Origin of the sequence: Beggiatoa alba B18LD (assembly GCF_000245015.1) — a bacterium.
Classification (GTDB): Bacteria; Pseudomonadota; Gammaproteobacteria; order Beggiatoales; family Beggiatoaceae; genus Beggiatoa; species Beggiatoa alba.
The window spans coordinates 3,587,437-3,605,208 of the sequence record NZ_JH600070.1; the positions used below are offsets into that span (position 1 = coordinate 3,587,437).

A 17,772-nucleotide genomic window follows, 5' to 3' on the forward strand; every position below is an offset into this window, starting at 1 on the left:
TTCATCATTCCTCTATACACAGTTAATGAGTTGTTATCGTTGTCAACTGACTGATTAGAAGTAGTGTAGCATCCCCTCGCAAATAGCATGATTAGGTAAACAATCACTTGCTTTAAATTACTGGGTGACTAGTCAGTCAACCTGACATATAAAATTCTGGCTTGAGTGAGTGCTAGAATAGTAAAAAAAAACATAAATAACAAGTTATACCGTTAATCTAATGTATAACTTTATATGTTACGCTTATTTTTTTGATTTTTAAAAATAAAATACACAACAGATTGTTGCCCGTTGTGTATTTTTTCAGCCAACCAATGGTTATTTAAAATTATTGATTTGCTCGATAATTTGGTCTGGCGTATAAGGTTTTTGTACTAAAGATTTTCCGCCTTGCATTTCCGCCCACATACGGTCTGCTTTTTGACCTTTGCTAGTTACGAAAATAATGGGAATATCTTTGGTGGATTCATCGTGCGTAATTTCACGGCAGGCTTGATAACCGTCCATTTGTTGCATGACCACATCCATAAAAATTAAATCAGGTTTTTCGGATTTCGCCTTTTCAATGGCTTCCTGTCCAGAGGCTGCTGCAATGACTTGATAACCAGCATCAGCAACAATATTTTGAATATTCATGCGATCGACGGTTGAGTCGTCAACAACAAGAATTTTGTGAATAGGCATTTTGTATAACTCCTCACTTAAATTAAAAGCTGATGTCCCATTATGTTGCGCATGAATGGGATAAGCATTATTAGATTCTCACATCATTGTTTTATAGCACTGTTATGTGTCGTGTTTAGCCGATTTGCTATCACGCTTTTTATTTGACTATTAACCCCCTGCTTCTGCATTGGGTAAGAATTGTTTAATCACTTCCCTTAGCTTTGCCTGTTCTACAGGTTTAGTCAGATAAACGCTTGCACCTGCCATCGTACCGCGCAGTTTATCAAATCGAGAACCTTTCCCCGTTAACATCACAACAGGCGTATTTTTGGAGATTTTTTCTGATTTAATGACTTTACAAACTTTATAACCGTCAATCCCAGGTAACATCAAGTCTAAAAAGATGATGTCATATACTTTTTGTTTCGCAAATTCGAGGGCTTCTTCTCCTGTTTCGGCAAAATCAATTTCCATTCCGTAAAGACCTAATTGGATTTCCATTGATTTACGTACAGGTAAACTGTCATCCACCACCAATGCCTTAATGCCTGTACGTGCAGCTTGTTGTGCGCTATGCGCTGCACCTTGTAAAGCAGCACTGCTTGCTTCATCTAAGGGGGTATCGCCACCAACGACTAATTCAGGGACAAATTTATGTACATCGATGGTTACTTTATCTAAAACTTCTAATACCCGTTTTAGGGTTAAAGGGCGACGTAAGTAAATTTCTGGGCTTGTTTCAGGTACTGCAGCTTTAGTCACCTTAACAATAGGGATGTTATTGTGATGAACACTGAAACTTTTCCATTCACTGATTGAATTAGCACTATCCACATCAACCAGTAGAATTTCTGCACTTGCCCGTTCTGCTGCGCCTACCATAACGTACTTACGGCTACGTGCAGCGGCTAATTTAAAAATACTACCCAATGTGTTGACTTCATTAGGTGCTAAACCAAACACACCCACCTTAAACGTTTTATCCATAGTGATAGCTTCCTATAATATCTATCAGTCTATTTAGTATAGCGTGAGTTCGCGTGTATCCGTAAGAGGATATAGGCGACAACACATGCTGTTCAACTGAGTTGTAATTTGTTACATCATACAACAGCAGAGATCAAAGTTGACATCCTGTTCTGTTGGAATGGGTTTTTCATTGATATCTGGTTGCTCGAAGAAACGTATTGTAAATCTTTGTTTACCCCCTGTAATCTCAGCAAAACAATGATGTTCTGGGGGAAGGCTAACACGCACTAATTGATAGTTATTAGCTTGATTGTCAAAACTGGACTGAAAATAACCTGTTATAGCCGTTTCTTGTGAGGTTGGCGCACTATTTCGGATCATGTAAAGGTTTAACTCTATCGCTTCACGAATGGGTTCTATGAGTGCTAACCATTCATTGACATCATGTAAGCGTTGTTTTGGGTTTTTTTGTAGCCAAAAATGGTAAGCAGGTACATCAAAACGGCATAAACCTCCAGCAATATTGCTTCGTTGCCTAATAATGTTTATTAATGTGGATTGGCTGACAATCTGGTTTGGGTGGCTACTGAGTGCAGCAAGTCTATCCAGTAAATGTTGTATTTGTAAAATTAGCTGATTGACCCGTTCTGCATCAGCATTGGGAATATGTTTCCAACGTTCTAAACCAACCAAATGATGTTCCAAATCTTGAATTAAATCTTCTCGTAAATTCAATCGCTCCATCACATCTAAGATTTTGACAATATAGTCAACTACAGTACGGCTATCCCAAGCAGAAGGCCCTTTGATGTGATAATTCAAGCCGCCAAAGAGGTATTCTAAGCGCAACATATTTTTGATGCGGTCATTGAGCGGGTGTTCGTAGGTAACTCTTTTTTTTGCGAAACTCATTATGAATTAACTTTTTAGTAGAATTTAAGTCAAGGTTGCGTGGAGGTTTCACAAGCTAACTGTTGGTAATAATGGTGAAAATGCAAAACTTGTTCATATACCGCATTTGGTGAAGTGTCGTTATGAATCACATCATTTGCACATGCCAAGCGGGAGGAGCGACTGGCTTGTGCTGCCAAAATTTGGGTTGTTTCTGTTGCATTAAAACCATTACGCAGTGCTAATCGTTGGTATTGTAACGTAGTTGGACAATCAACCACTAATACTCGATTAACCTGTGTAGTTTGTCTTGTTTCGACTAATAAGGGAATGCTAAAAATACAGTAAGCATCAGTTACCATCGTTGCTTGTTTGTGCATTTCATTGCGAATTAATGGATGCAAGATGGATTCTAAGCGTTTGCGTTGTTGGCTATCTTGAAAAACAAATTGGCGTAACTGTTGTCGATCAAGACGACCTTCTGCGTCTAAAATAGTTTGCCCAAAGACCTCAGCAATCATAAAAACAGCGGGTTGTCCCGCTTGAGTCAGTTGATGCGCAATCACATCTGCATCAATAATGGGCACACCCAAAGTAGCAAAGTGATTGCTAACTGTCGTTTTTCCGCTGGCAATTCCACCTGTTAAACCAATAATGAATGGCTTAGTCAAGTGACACCTATCCCCGTCATGTGTTGATACCAATGTACCAGTAAATCCCCCCATAGCAGGTAAATCCAGCCAGCCGCTGCAAGGTAAGGACCAAAGGGAATAGGAATATTTCTATCTTGTCCACGAATAACAATCAAAGAAATGCCAACTACTGCTCCGACTAAAGAGGAGAAAAGAATAATCACAGGGAGAGCTTGCCACCCCATCCACGCGCCTAACATTGCCAAGAGTTTAAAATCGCCAAATCCCATGCCTTCTTTACCCGTTATCAGTTTGAATAGCATATAAACTGACCATAGGCTTAAATAACCCGCCATAGCACCAATGACACTATTATATAGACCAACTTGAGGATAGAAACCCAATAAATTAAGTAGGATACCCAACCAGAGAATGGGTAGAGTAATCGCGTCAGGGAGTAATTGATGGTCTATATCAATCATGCTCAGTGTCAACAATGCCCATGTTAAAAAGACAAAACCAAGCAATGGCAATCCAAAGTCAATAAGATGCCATGTTTGCCAAACGGTCAACATGGCTAAGAGCGCGCTAATTGCCTCAATCGTGGGATAACGAGCAGAAATAGTCGTGTGGCAAGCGGTGCATTTTCCACGTTGCCACAAATAACTAAATAAGGGGATATTTTCTAAAGCGGTAATATGGTGTCCACAGGATGGACAGCGCGATGCAGGATAGGCGAGGTTAAAAATAGGTTCATTATCTGTAGTTGTGGATGGTTGTTGTAGCAATTCCGCACACTGATTACGCCAGTCACGCTCCATCATAATGGGCAAGCGGTAAATCACGACATTAAGAAAACTACCAACAATCAACCCAAAAATACCAACACAGATAATGGCAACAAGTTGATGGGTCGCAAGAAACTCAAACATATCCATATGATTAAACAACAGAACCCATTTTAAAGATTGGTAAGTACATTGCCACGACTAAACCCCCAATGACAATCCCCAAGAACGCCATAATCATGGGTTCTAACAAACTACTCATTGCATCAACCAGTGCATCAACTTCCTCTTCATAGAAATCAGCCACTTTACCAAGCATCGTTTCTAATGCCCCAGATTCTTCACCAATCTGCACCATTTGCACCATCATATTGGGCCAAATTTTTCCCTGATTACGCATACTAGTCGCCAGTGCAATCCCTGTTGAAACATCGTCTTTAATCTGTAACACCGCTTCTTGATAAACAATATTGCCTGTTGCGCCTGCGACAGAATCCATCGCTTCAACCAAAGGCGTACCCGCAGCAAACATAGTTGCCATGGTACGGGCAAAACGTGCTACGGCAGATTTACCGATTAAGTCACCAAAGATTGGCATTTTTAATGACATTCGTTGTAAAAAACTGTCAAAGGCAGGAATACGTTTCTTCGCTTGTTTAAAGGCAATGACACCACCAATAATAGTTCCAAAGATAATGTACCAATATTTAACAAATTTCTCGGATAAGTCCACGACAAATTGAGTTAAAGCGGGTAAGTCTGCACCAAACCCTTTAAATAAATCCGCAAACACGGGAACTACGAAAATCATCAAAATAGCGGTAATAATAAAGGCAACGACAATAACAGCGATAGGGTAGGTGAGTGCCTTTTTAATTTTCTTTTTAATCCCTTCGGTTTTTTCCTTATAGGTTGCTACTTTATCTAATAAGGATTCTAATGCCCCTGCTTGTTCACCTGCTTCTACGAGGTTACAGAATAACGCATCAAATTGATCAGGATGTTGGCGCAAACCATCTGCTAACGTTCCTCCTGATTCAACAGTCGCTTTAATATCAAGAAGCATTTTCTGCATACGAGGGTTTTCTTGCCCTTGCGCAACAATATCAAATGCTTGAATTAATGGCACTCCCGCACTCATCATCGTGGTCAATTGCCGTGCAAAAACTGCAATATCTGAAGCTGTAATGGGTTTTCCACTACTATCACCAAAAAGTGGTTTTGGTTTTTTGCGTACACGAGTTGGCGTAATTCCTTGTTTACGCAATAACGCCTTTACCAAAATTTCGCTACTACCGGTTAACTCCCCTTTCAGCTTTTTACCTTGTTTGTCTGTACCATCCCAAATGTAAATTTCTGTTTTTGGAAGGTTCGCTCCACCTGCGGTGGTCTTTTTCGCAACATTTTCTGCCATAGCATATTATTCCTTGAGGACAACACGATTGATTTCTTCTAAAGAAGTCAATCCATCTTTGACCTTTTTAAGACCTGACTGACGTAAATCAGGGATACCCTCTCGTTGAGCTTGGTCTGCTAAGTCGACTGCATTTTTGCCTTCCATAATCATACGGCGCATTGCGTCAGAGATGGGCATCACTTGGTAAATCCCTACCCGTCCTTTGTAACCAGAGCCATTACATTTTTCACAACCATCTGGACGTGGTCCATAAATTTTAAAATTAGGGTCATTGACATCTTGTTCTTTAAACCCTTCTTCTATCAGTGTTTTTTTAGGAATATCAATTTCTACTTTGCAGGAACATAAACGACGACACAGACGTTGTGCCATCACGAGATTGACGGAAGTTGCAATTGCAAAGGGGGCAATTCCCATATCGATCATCCGTGTCAACGTTTGTGGTGCATCATTGGTGTGTAAGGTTGACATTACCATGTGTCCCGTGGACGCAGCTTTAATTGCAATACTGCCCGTTTCTAAATCCCGAATCTCACCAACCAGAATAATATCAGGGTCTTGACGTAAGAAGGCTTTTAATGCCTTTGAGAACGTCATTCCTGTTCGTTCATCGACTTGAACTTGGTTAATCCCTGGTAAGTTAATTTCTACAGGGTCTTCCGCTGTGGAGATATTAACATCTTCTTTATTAAGAATATTTACCCCTGTATAAAGTGATACCGTTTTACCACTCCCTGTAGGACCTGTTACCAACACCATGCCATATGGATTTGCAAGAGCCTGTAAATATAGCTCTTTTTGCTCTGCCTCATAACCCAGCTGATCAATATTTAATTTTGCCGCCGAAGAGTCCAAAATCCGCATAACGACCTTTTCACCAAACAAGGTTGGGCAGGTACTAATACGGAAATCCATTGATTTATTTGCGGAAATTTTTAACTTAATCCGACCATCTTGAGGAACGCGACGTTCAGATACGTCCAAGCGTGACATGACTTTAATCCGAGCAGCTAATTTACGGTTTAAGCCAATCGGGGGGGTAGAGATAGTGCGCAACATTCCATCAATCCGAAATCGAACACGATAGAATTTTTCATAAGGTTCAAAATGCAAGTCAGATGCGCCCATTTTAATCGCATCTAGTAACATTTTATTGACAAACTTTACAATTGGAGCATCTTCAGCATCATTTTTTTCTTCTTCTTTATTAGCCCCTTCGCCTTCTTCGCCTTCTAGGTCTAAATCGTTAAACTCTCCGTCTAAGCCTTTCATGCTCGTGTCAAAAAGTTCCGCCACTTTTTCCATGAGCTTGATAAGTTTGTCTTCTTCTACCAAGATGGCCTCTGTATTCATCTTGGTCTGGAATTTGATTTCGTCTAATGCAGGAAAGTTAGTTGGATCAGACATTGCGACAAATAGACGATTGCCGCGTTTATAAATAGGTAATGTGCGATGTTTTTTTAATAATTTTTCATCAATTAGCTTAATGACTTCGGGATTTAACTCGACATTTTCGATATCAACCAGTGGAACCCCTAGTTCTTCAGAAGCAGCATGGGCAACTTCCTTGCTGCCCAATAACTTTTTTTCAACAATATAGCTAGCAAAAGAAATGCGGGTTTTGAGGGCTTCTTCAAAAGCCTGTTCTGCTACAGCCTCGGTAAGCAAGTTTTCGGTAACTAACTTACGGGCTAGCCCTGTGAGAATGACTTTAGATTTCGTTACTGACATAGGCTTTAACCTGTGATTACTTTTGTAGAATACTAAGTTATATCAGCCCAACACGCCAACTTTTATTTCGCAGACGATAAGGACACCCAGTCAAGTGCATCACACTGATACTCTTTAGGTTAGACTGTTTGTGACCGCATTGCTTTCCTTGTCGCTTTATGTACGTAAAACTTACTTGTTTTTGCTAGTAAAGCTGTACAAAACGATAGTTTATCGTGTGAAGCAACAGAAAATTTAGAAAATCCACTCAGTCTAAGAAATAGTGTGAATACAGTGAATGTATTCACACTATTGGCATTATTACCTACCGTACTGCTAACTTAACGCATTTCTAAGAAGTTTTTTAACAACGCATGACCCTGTTCAGTCAATATAGATTCAGGGTGAAACTGTACCCCTTCTAAGGATTTTAGCGTTTTATGACGCACACCCATGATTTCGTCAATTTGACCCTCAGGGGTTTCTGTCCATGCGGTAACTTCTAAACAATCTGGCAAGCTATCCTTTTCAATGACTAATGAATGATAACGAGTTGCTTGATAAGGGGTTTTCAACCCTTGAAAAACACCAATATTCTTGTGATGCACTAATGAGGTTTTACCGTGCATAATGGTTTTTGCACGAATAATATGCCCACCAAATGCTTGCCCGATACTTTGATGACCAAGACAAACACCTAAAATAGGCACTTTGCCTGCAAATGCTTGAATGGCAGGAATAGAAACCCCTGCTTCATTAGGCGTACAAGGTCCTGGTGAAACAACAATATGTTGAGGCGTTAATCTCGTGATGTCTTCAATGGTGATTTGGTCGTTTCGATACACATGAACATCTGCGCCCAATTCACCAAAATATTGCACCAGATTGTAGGTGAAGGAATCATAATTGTCTATCATCAATAACATATAACAACTCCTTAACCTTTTAGTTGAACTGATAAACGCCAGAGGCTGCCATGGCAACGGCTTTAAACATTGCACGTCCTTTATTCAAAGTCTCATTCCATTCATTTTCTGGCACAGAATCAGCCACAATACCTGCCCCCACTTGAATATGTAAGACCCCATCTTTAATCACAGCTGTGCGGATAGCAATTGCTGTATCCATATCACCATGCCATGCGAGATAACCGACTGCCCCCCCATAAATACAGCGTTTAATCGGTTCTAACTCGTCAATAATTTCCATTGCCCGAACTTTAGGCGCGCCACTTAAAGTGCCAGCGGGGAATACTGCACGTAAGACATCAATTGCGCTTAAATCAGGTTTAATTTGCCCCGTCACATTCGACACAATATGCATAACATGTGAATAACGCTCTACAATCATCTTATCCGTGAGCTTAACGCTACCAATTTCAGCAACTCGCCCTACATCATTACGCCCTAAATCAATCAACATTAAGTGTTCAGCACATTCTTTAGGATCAGCTAATAACTCCGTTTCAAGGGCTTTATCGCTCGCCTCATCAGCACCACGTGGGCGTGTGCCTGCGATGGGACGCACCGTAATTTCTCCTTGCGACAAACGCACTAAAATTTCAGGAGAAGAGCCAACAACATGGAAATCTGCTAAATCCAAATAAAACATATAAGGCGATGGGTTAAGATTTCTAAGTGAACGGTAAACATTTAACGGCGACACAGGACAAGGAATTGTCATGCGTTGCGATAAAACCACCTGCATAATGTCACCATCTAAGGCATAGGCTTTAATCCGCTCAACCGCGTTTTTATAGGCTTCTTTACCAAATCCTGTTACAAAATCACTTTCGTTCACGGTATAAGGCGGCGTGTTATCGACCAATGTCGGACGGTTTTCCCGCAACTGCTTGACTAACGCATCTAAACGTTGCTCTGCTTTTGCTAACGCATCTGGTATATCCGTATCTGCATGAACAATTAAATATAATTTCCCTTTTAAACTATCAAAAACCAATACCTCATCGGATACCATCAATAAAATATCAGGCGTTTGTAACGGGTCAGACTGTTGCGCATGGGCTAAACGCGGCTCGATATAACGAATCGTATCGTAACCAAAATACCCCACTAAGCCCCCCATAAAGGGCAAAACATGTGGTAAAACAGGAACACGAAACCGTTGCTTAAAGTTTGCAACCCATGCTAATGGATCACTCACTTGTAAACGCTCGACAATTTGCCCAGATTGCCACACTTCAATCGCGTTACCCCAAACGCGGACGACAACCTTTGCTGGTAAGCCGATAAACGAATAGCGTCCCCACTTCTCACTACCTTGAACAGATTCAAATAAGTAAGAATACGCCCCATTAGCTAATTTTAAATAGGCACTTAACGGCGTATCTAAATCGGCTAATACTTCACGTAGAACGGGGATGCGGTTATAACCCGCTTGGACGAGTTCAGAATATTGCGCTGGGGTCATGCTAAATCCATTTAATTAAGTCAAATGAAAGGGGAATACAACGGCATAATATTTTCAGATAAGGAAAAGAAAGGACAAAAATAGATAGGTCATGATGTTAAGTATTTTTTTAAACTTAATACAGCAACGTACTATTTTAACAAAAAATGCTTAACGAATGGAAAAACACTACCTAACAAACGTTATATGTAAATTCTAACAGAGCCATGATGAATTTTCCGCCTAGATGATGAACAATGCGCACACTTTTCCAATCACATAATGTGAAAAAGTGAGAATCTTTTCTTTATTAAATCGGCATCACGCACAAAACTTTCATTCATCACTTCAACCAATCACCAACCAGCTCAACATAAATGGCATGGTTACAGCCGCTATGATGGTCTGAAAAGTAATAATATTTGCCATCAATGTTGCATCCCCCCCCATTTGCCTTGCCAAAATATAAGCAGAGGTTGCCGTTGGTAACGTACCATATAAAACAGCAATCGTACTGGTTGCTTGATCTAAACGCATTAACCAACAGAAAGACCACACACATAAGGGAAAAATAAATAATTTCAAGCCAGCACTAACTAATAAACTTTCCCAATGCGCTTTAAACGCACCAAAACGCAAACCTGCTCCAGCCGCTAATAAACCTAATGCTAAAGAAGCCTTCCCTAAAATACTAAACGTCTGTTGCAAAAAAATGGGTAATCGCCAATCCAACACATTCAAACTAATACCAATCACACAACCTATAATTAATGGATTACGTAATAATGCTTTAAAAATTACACCCCAATGCGTTGGCTCATGCGTTGCGTAATGCGCTAATATCGAAACACATAAAATATTCGCTAAAGGAATCATACAAGCCATCGCTAACGCCGCTAAAGGAACACCAGCTCCCTGTAATAATGCTGCCGCAACGGCAATACCGACATAAGAATTAAAACGAACACTCCCCTGAAAAATAGAGCTAAACCCCCGTCCATCAACCGCTAATACCCCACGTATTAACCACGTTAACAACCCAACCAGCAACATACTTCCTATTAATGCCACCAACATCGGCACAATATTTAATCCCTGCAACTGCGCTGAAGATAACTCATTGATAATTAAACAAGGAAATAAAATATAATAAGTCACCTCTTCCATGGGTTTCCAAAAAACATCATCAGGAAAATGAATATGGATTAACAAATATCCCAAAAGAATAATTAAAAAAATCGGCACTAATGCCAAGCTAACCGTCAACATGATGAAAAAATGACCATATAAAAACAATGAAAATTAAAATGTTATATAGATAAACTGTTGAAAATGATAAAAAATAAACACAGCTTAATCCTATATCCCCGCCTTTAATTCTTTGCTTGGTTTATAAAACTAACCCAACGCTATTTCCGCCACTTAATTTATACAAAAAACTAGGTCTCCCCCCTGATTTTAAAGTTCGTTTTGCTGTCTATACTAAAAAACAAACCGATACTAAATAGCAAGTATCAAATCAATAACATGTTTTAAAACAAAAAATAAAAAATGGAACAAATTCTGCAAGTTGAAATCTACGTGTTAATCAAGACAACAAACTTAAATAATGCATTACAGGAGATTCAAGACAAATCATGCAATCTAAAATACTCATACTTTCCCTGAGCATGACACTTGCCTTAGGTGGATGTGCAGGCATAGAGAACTACATGGGGGCTTTAACGGGTAATAGTAATACCAATAGCTCAGGTATGGACGACCAAACCCGTACCCGCGTGGAAGGGACTGCATTAGGCGCGACCTTAGGTGGACTTGCAGGCAACTTAATTGGGGACAATACCAATAGTACCTTAATCGGCTCTACACTGGGTGCAGGTATTGGCTATGTTGTCGCAGATGAAGTGGCAAAACGCAAACAAGCCTATAAAAATCAAGAGGAGCTGATTGCAACTGAAAGTCAACGGACAGAAGAACTCACTCGTGAGTTAAAACAAGTCAACAGCCGCTTAAAAGTAGAAATTACGGCTTATCGTAGCCAAATTAGCAAGCTACAAAAACAAGCGGAAAAAGATGCCAGCAAAAAAACACAACTTTCTGCACAAAAAGCACTGTTAGATGCGCGTTACAAAGAATCACAACAAGCCCTGAAAGGGATTAACAATGAACTTGAAGTGACTCAATCCCTCTATACCGATGCAAAGTCTCAAGCGACAACAACAGATCAATCTAAGTTAAATACTTGGAATCAACGTATTAGTATGTTGAAGCAAGAAAAAACTCAGCTAGAACAACAGACTAATCAACTTCAAGCCTTAAGCAGTGAAATTGCAGTGTAATTCAAACACCATCAGGAGCGTAAGATGAGAATTATCGTAACCATCCTCATAATTAGCAGCTTAAATGCTTGTGCGGTCAGCGATGACCCCAGTGAAGGTGGATTCTTTGGAGGCGTTTATGGCATTACATCAGGGAACTATGATCGTCGGATTGAAGAGCGTGAAAACAATCTCTCTGCGCTAAAGGATTTACAAAAACAAAGCCAAACGGAACAACAAAGCTTAACGACAGAAAAAGCCAGCGTTTCCGCTCGTCTCTCTACGCTCCAACAGCAAAGTAAACAACTGAATGATGAAATTAAGCAACTCTCTCAACAAGTCCGTGTGATTGACGCTAAAAATAAAAATGTAACCCAGCAAAAACAACAGCTCACGCAAAAAACTGAACGTTTGCAAAAAGAACTGAAAAAGTTACAACAAGCCAGTACGGTTAAACAAGTGGCTGAAAACGATTTACAAAACTACGAACGCGAAGAACAACGCCTGCGCCAAGAAGTAACCCAGTTAAAACAAGATTTATATCTACTAAAATAACGGATTAATTTAATCTGAGTTGTGCAAGTTTCTTTTAAAAAAAGACAACAACTTGTCTGAATCAGGATTTTCAGAATTAACAGAATTTGAAACCCTTAAACCAAAAAGTCAGATGAATCACGCTTTTTAATCCTGCTAATTCTGAAAATTCTGTGAATTCTGATTCAGACAAAAAAAGACCTGCTAGGTTTTGAAAACCTAGCAGGTCTCTGTTTTATAAATCTTGCCGAACTCAGGTTAAATAAAAAAAGAGAAGATAAAAATTACTTTTACCTTCCCTTAAGCATTAAGAGGTATAAATTATTTTTTAACAGACTTAGGCAGATTAGAATTGACAACATCCATGCCTTTTTCTGCCCAACCAGCTAACTCAGATTTCACATCCACCAGAATTTCAATGGTTTGACGTGCATTTTCCATTAATTTTTCATTCATTTCTGCAAATAAGCGAGATTGAACGTTAACTAAGTCTTGAACGTTTTTCACATCGCTCATGGCTTGCAGTTGTTTTGAACCACTTTCCATGTATAAATTAACCATTTCCATTTGACGTTGGGTCAAACGAGTCATTGCGGTTGTGTTGATTTCGCCTAACTCTTTCATCGCATCCATTGCGACTTTGTTCATGTCTGTCCATTTCTTGAGTAATTCATTATCCATCAGCGGGTTCTCCAACGAAAGTAATTATTAAGAAAATTATAAAAGCGTGTTTTAAAGATTCGCTTTTATTTTTAAAGACATTAAAATGTTTTGTGCAATGCATCACAATATAATGACGCACTGCACAATAACGAAACTCAACACGCCTGTCAAGGGCTAAACGCGAGAAAAATTAATGAATGAACTTTAAATAAAACAATTTATTATTAGCTAGCCCTTAACAAAGAGTAGCATTAACTCATATATAAACCGCCATTGACGGACATATTTGCACCTGTGATGAACGCTGATCTTTCATCAGCTAATACTTGCACCATCCAAGCGATTTCTTCAGGTTTGCCTAAACGACCAACAGGAATTTGAGCAACGATTTGGTTACGGATTTCTTCTTTAATTGCCATAACCATCGCTGTACCGATATAACCCGGAGAAATAGTGTTTACGGTAACACCTTTACTTGCTACTTCTTGCGCAATTGCCATCGTGAAGCCATGCATCCCTGCTTTAGCAGCAGAATAGTTTGCTTGACCCGCTTGACCTTTTTGACCATTGACAGAAGAAATATTGATAATACGACCCCAGCCACGTTCCACCATGCCATCTAAAACTTGTTTAGTGACGTTGAAAACGCTGTTCAGGTTGCTACTGATAACGGCATCCCACTGAGTTTTTTCCATTTTACGGAACATTTTATCACGAGTAATACCCGCATTATTGACCAGAATATCAATGGGTGCGCCCGCTTTTTCTACTGCTTCTTTCACCATGGCAACAGCTTGGTCATAATCAGAAACATCCCCTTCGGCAATGAGAATATTCTCATATCCTTCTGCTTTTTGTTTCGCTTCCCATGCTGGACCATCGTCAATACCTTTTAACCAGTTAGCGACAACGATATAGCCTTCTTTAGATAACGTTCTACAAATTTGTGTACCAATACCACCTGTACCACCTGTAACTAAAGCGACTCGTTTTGTCATAAAACCTCCGTTAACTATGTTGTTTTGAATAAATCAGTCCATTGTGAGGAGAGGGCTGATAGTAATGACATCATTGTGACTACAGGTCTTTATTGTTAAAACAAAAGCTAAAACTCTATTGTTATACAATAAAGGGAAAAAATCATGAAGATTTAGCAGGTTTATCTTCATCAACAACTGAATTCTTTTTTGTATCTTTCAGGCTATCCACTGATTTTGTGGGTAAGGTTGCACGAAAGAAACTTTCTTGCATATCTTTCCATAACGTGATGTTTTGCTCTGCAATATCCGTCATAAAAGAAATGGGGTTATACATTTTTGCGCGAGCATCTTCTTGTTGTTTAGAAAATAAGCCTAAGCTGCGCTCAAAGTAGTTTGCCAAAATACCTTGTAAGGTATCCCCATAAAAACGGATGAGTTGGGCTAATACTTCACTACTGAAAATGGGTTCACCAGCGGCTTCTTGCTCTAAAATAATTTGTAACAAAATGCTCCGTGTAATGTCTTCACCCGTTTTTGCATCTTGAATGTAGAATTTAACATTATCCCGTACAAGGGATTTTACGTCATCAAGCGTAATATAACTACTAATCGCGGTGTCATATAAACGACGGTTTGGATACTTTTTTATGATGCGAGGGGAGTTATTGTCTGGTGTGTTCGTCATATTTAACTGCATAGCCATCTTCTCTAGTGAAACACATGACTTAATCACGCGAAAAAAGCACCGTCAGTGTTTTTATTAACCAGTAACCTGCATAAAGCACTAAAACTATTGTACTTCAATCAGTGGTCTTACAAAGAAAACAGTGGAATTTACAAGACTGATTAAATACCACTGTTTCTTGTACGCTTAGGGCTTAGCGTTCAACTGCTAAAGCAACCCCTTGACCGCCACCAATACATAAAGTTGCTAATCCTTTATGTGCATCACGACGCACCATCTCATGTAACAGAGACACTAATACACGCGCACCTGATGCACCAATCGGATGACCTAAAGCAATTGCGCCCCCGTTTACATTGACTTTGGATAAATCCCAACCTAAATCACGGTTAACAGAAATCGCTTGAGAAGCAAAGGCTTCATTGGCTTCGACTAAATCTAAGTCGGCAACTTTCCAGCCTGCTTTCTCTAAACACTTACGGGTTGCAGGAATAGGACCTGTGCCCATGATGGCTGGGTCAACCCCTGCTGTTGCATAAGCAACCACACGCGCCATGATAGGTAAGCCTAACTCTTTTGCCTTGCTTTCACTCATTAATAAAATAGCGGCAGCACCATCATTGATACCTGAGGCATTTGCAGCAGTCACAGTCCCATCAGATTTAAACGCAGGGCGTAATTTACCCAAACTTTCTTTGGTAGAACCATGACGGGGAAATTCGTCAACTTTGAAAACGACAGGGTCGCCTTTCTTTTGTGGCATGACAACAGGGACAATTTGACTATCGAAGTGTCCCGCTTTTTGAGCTGCTTCAGCGCGTTGTTGAGAAGTTGCAGCAAAACTGTCTTGCTCATCGCGACTGATTTCAAATTTAGCAGCAATATTTTCGGCAGTAATACCCATATGATAATTATGGAATGCGTCGGTAAGACCATCCACAATCATAGTGTCGCTTAATGTCCAATCGCCCATTTTAACCCCTTGACGGGATTTGGGTAAAACATGTGGGGACGCGCTCATATTTTCTTGACCGCCTGCAATGACAATTTCAGCATCACCACAACGGATTGCTTGCGCTGCTAAGTGTACAGAACGTAAACCACTACCGCATACGATATTAATGGTCATGGCAGGGACTTCAACGGGTAAACCTGCTGCAATCGCTGCTTGACGGGCAGGGTTTTGCCCTTGTCCGCCAGTTAAAACTTGTCCGAGAATCACTTCACTGACTTGCTCGGGTTTGACACCTGTCCGCTCTAATAAGGCTTTAATGACAAGCGCGCCTAATTTAGGGGCGGGAACATCAGCAATTGAACCGTTGAAATTACCAATCGCAGTACGGACAGCATCTACAATAACAACATTTTCCATATTTTGAGTTCTCTACGTTTGCTTATGTTGTAAGACAGGGCTACTTTAAAAAATATCAATAACAAATAATGTTAACGATATTGATACTACATGATTTCACAAAATTTATGATGATTATCTACAGAGAAAATCATCATGGTTTTGATTGAGGTAGGCAAAACTAAACCGTTTTAACCAGAAAGAAAAAACATAACAAAGTATTATTAAATATTGGTGTCTATTGTTAAAACAATCATGTATTGAATTATTTGAAAATATAACCGTTATTCAAATCATCACAAAAATTCTAATAAGTATAGCTGTTTTAATAAGATATAAAAACAACATGCTTTTTGTGGTTTTATATCCGTTTTTATTCTTATAACCACGGGGTTATCAAATGATAGAGTCTAAATAGAGCCCCACGATTTTTATGGATAAAGTCCCGTGCTTTTCTGCCTACTTCTTGGCAATGAGCAGGATTGGTTAGCCAATCACATAATGCGTTAGCAACCTCTGCCTCATGTTTAAATTGTTGCGCTACACCAATTTTTATCAGCTGTTTATAAATATCAGAAAAATTAAAAACATATTCGCCTGTGATAATCGGTAATCCTAATGCGGCAGGTTCTAGCGGATTATGCCCTCCGACAGGGACAAAACTCCCGCCGACCACGCTTATATCTGCACAAGCGTATAAAAGTAATAACTCTCCCATTGTATCACCGAAATAAACATCCGTTGTTAAATCTCCCCGATTTTTTTGGCTACGGCGACAAATTACAAAGCCTTGTTGCTCGCAATATTGAGCGACTTGGTTAAACCGTTCAGGATGACGTGGCACTAAAATTAATAATGCGGTGGGTAACACTTGACGCACTTGCGCAAAAACGCGCAGTAATAACGCCTCTTCGCCTGAATGCGTGCTAGCAGCAATCCAGACAGGACGATTTTCCCCCCACTGAGCCCGCAATAAATTGGCTTGCTCCGTCAATTGCTCAGGTAAATGTAAATCAAATTTAATACTGCCAGTTACATGGACTTGCTCAGGATTTACCCCTAATACCATAAAGCGTTCAGCATCTTCCATATTTTGCGCGGCAATTAAAGTGAGCTTTTGCAATGTTGGACTGATTAAGCCACGAATACGCTGATAACCCCGTGCAGAGCGTGCAGACAATCGCGCATTTGCTAAAAAAACAGGGATATGTCGTTGCTCACATGCAGCAATTAAATTCACCCATAACTCTGTTTCCATCAAAATTAATAAACGTGGTTTACCAATACGCTGAAAAAAGCGTTGCCATGCGTCAGGAAAATCATAAGGCAGATAAACATGCGCCACACTATCACCAAAGACGGCACGCACCCGTTGTGAGCCTGTCGGTGTCATGGTTGTTACTAAAATCGGTATATTTGGATAATCAGTGCGTAATAACTGAATGAGGGGAATTGCGGCTTGCATCTCGCCGAAAGAAACAGCATGAATCCAAATAAATGGCGTTTGTGGGGACATAACAGGAAAAAAACCAAACCGCTCCCCCCAACGTTGCCAATATGCCCGTGCGTAAAAACCACGCCAGATTAAACGCACAATTAGCAATGGAATCAATAAATACAGTAAGCTTGTATAGAAAAAACGCCACAAATGGTAACGCATCGAACACACTATTTTTTAATTAAATTTAGAGAGTAACAAAACGCATTTTCGCAAATGGCTTACATTGATAATCCCCTGTTAAGCGAAGAAATGCAACTT

At 39.8% G+C, this 17,772-nt stretch carries 17 protein-coding genes; 2 read left to right on the forward strand and 15 right to left on the reverse strand.

The genetic code is table 11. The annotated features are described in order from the left end of the window. Positions 1-318: 318 nt before the first annotated feature. From BEGALDRAFT_RS14695 to BEGALDRAFT_RS14740, 10 genes are all read right to left on the reverse strand, one after another. Positions 319-684 carry a response regulator gene (locus BEGALDRAFT_RS14695; RefSeq protein WP_002691300.1) on the reverse strand — a complete coding sequence of 122 codons (366 nt, stop codon included), beginning with the start codon at positions 682-684 and terminating at the stop codon, positions 319-321. A gap of 150 nt (positions 685-834) precedes the next feature. After that, a complete protein-coding gene (locus BEGALDRAFT_RS18465) occupies positions 835-1,653 on the reverse strand; it encodes a response regulator (RefSeq protein ID WP_002691302.1) in 819 nt (272 codons plus the stop codon). Between the two features lie 111 nt (positions 1,654-1,764). After that, positions 1,765-2,547: a cell division protein ZapD gene (zapD, locus tag BEGALDRAFT_RS14705; protein WP_002691304.1), complete on the reverse strand. Its 783-nt coding sequence runs from the start codon at positions 2,545-2,547 to the stop codon at positions 1,765-1,767. 29 nt (positions 2,548-2,576) lie between these two features. Continuing rightward, positions 2,577-3,197 carry a dephospho-CoA kinase gene (gene coaE, locus BEGALDRAFT_RS14710; RefSeq protein ID WP_040294989.1) on the reverse strand — a complete coding sequence of 207 codons (621 nt, stop codon included), beginning with the start codon at positions 3,195-3,197 and terminating at the stop codon, positions 2,577-2,579. Continuing rightward, the gene (locus tag BEGALDRAFT_RS14715) at positions 3,194-4,096 is read right to left on the reverse strand and encodes a prepilin peptidase (RefSeq protein ID WP_002691310.1); all 903 of its coding nucleotides are present in this window, start codon (positions 4,094-4,096) and stop codon (positions 3,194-3,196) included. Before BEGALDRAFT_RS14715 ends, coaE begins: the two co-directional genes overlap by 4 nt. 4 nt (positions 4,097-4,100) lie before the next feature. After that, positions 4,101-5,360 (reverse strand): type II secretion system F family protein, encoded by a 1,260-nt coding sequence (locus BEGALDRAFT_RS14720; protein ID WP_002691312.1) that lies wholly within the window; start codon positions 5,358-5,360, stop codon positions 4,101-4,103. A gap of 6 nt (positions 5,361-5,366) precedes the next feature. Beyond that, positions 5,367-7,094, reverse strand: coding sequence for a type IV-A pilus assembly ATPase PilB (pilB, locus tag BEGALDRAFT_RS14725; protein WP_002691314.1), 1,728 nt, complete (start codon positions 7,092-7,094; stop codon positions 5,367-5,369). Positions 7,095-7,414: 320 nt separating this feature from the next. After that, a complete protein-coding gene (locus BEGALDRAFT_RS14730) occupies positions 7,415-7,999 on the reverse strand; it encodes an aminodeoxychorismate/anthranilate synthase component II (RefSeq protein WP_002691317.1) in 585 nt (194 codons plus the stop codon). Between the two features lie 19 nt (positions 8,000-8,018). Further along, positions 8,019-9,503 carry an anthranilate synthase component I gene (trpE, locus tag BEGALDRAFT_RS14735; RefSeq protein WP_002691318.1) on the reverse strand — a complete coding sequence of 495 codons (1,485 nt, stop codon included), beginning with the start codon at positions 9,501-9,503 and terminating at the stop codon, positions 8,019-8,021. Between the two features lie 327 nt (positions 9,504-9,830). Beyond that, positions 9,831-10,751, reverse strand: coding sequence for an AEC family transporter (locus BEGALDRAFT_RS14740; protein ID WP_002691320.1), 921 nt, complete (start codon positions 10,749-10,751; stop codon positions 9,831-9,833). A 368-nt stretch (positions 10,752-11,119) separates the two neighbouring features. Here BEGALDRAFT_RS14740 and BEGALDRAFT_RS14745 point away from each other — a divergent pair, with 368 nt between their 5' ends. Continuing rightward, positions 11,120-11,821, forward strand: a complete 702-nt coding sequence (locus tag BEGALDRAFT_RS14745) for a glycine zipper 2TM domain-containing protein (protein ID WP_002691321.1) — start codon at positions 11,120-11,122, stop codon at positions 11,819-11,821. Between the two features lie 24 nt (positions 11,822-11,845). Next, a complete protein-coding gene (locus tag BEGALDRAFT_RS14750) occupies positions 11,846-12,355 on the forward strand; it encodes a hypothetical protein (protein WP_002691323.1) in 510 nt (169 codons plus the stop codon). 300 nt (positions 12,356-12,655) lie between these two features. Here the strand turns inward: BEGALDRAFT_RS14750 and BEGALDRAFT_RS14755 are convergent, their stop codons facing one another. From BEGALDRAFT_RS14755 to waaA, 5 genes are all read right to left on the reverse strand, one after another. Continuing rightward, entirely contained in the window at positions 12,656-13,015 is a 360-nt protein-coding gene (locus BEGALDRAFT_RS14755; RefSeq protein ID WP_002691325.1) for a phasin family protein, read from the reverse strand. Between the two features lie 233 nt (positions 13,016-13,248). Then, on the reverse strand, positions 13,249-13,995 hold the full coding sequence (gene phbB / locus BEGALDRAFT_RS14760) for an acetoacetyl-CoA reductase (RefSeq protein ID WP_002691328.1): 747 nt from the start codon (positions 13,993-13,995) through the stop codon (positions 13,249-13,251). A gap of 142 nt (positions 13,996-14,137) precedes the next feature. Continuing rightward, positions 14,138-14,662 (reverse strand): polyhydroxyalkanoate synthesis repressor PhaR, encoded by a 525-nt coding sequence (gene phaR, locus BEGALDRAFT_RS14765; RefSeq protein WP_157237603.1) that lies wholly within the window; start codon positions 14,660-14,662, stop codon positions 14,138-14,140. Between the two features lie 193 nt (positions 14,663-14,855). Continuing rightward, complete coding sequence (locus BEGALDRAFT_RS14770) at positions 14,856-16,034, reverse strand: acetyl-CoA C-acetyltransferase (protein WP_002691332.1); 1,179 nt, start codon at positions 16,032-16,034, stop codon at positions 14,856-14,858. 358 nt (positions 16,035-16,392) lie between these two features. Then, entirely contained in the window at positions 16,393-17,673 is a 1,281-nt protein-coding gene (gene waaA, locus BEGALDRAFT_RS14775; RefSeq protein ID WP_002691334.1) for a lipid IV(A) 3-deoxy-D-manno-octulosonic acid transferase, read from the reverse strand. Between the last annotated feature and the right edge of the window lie 99 nt (positions 17,674-17,772).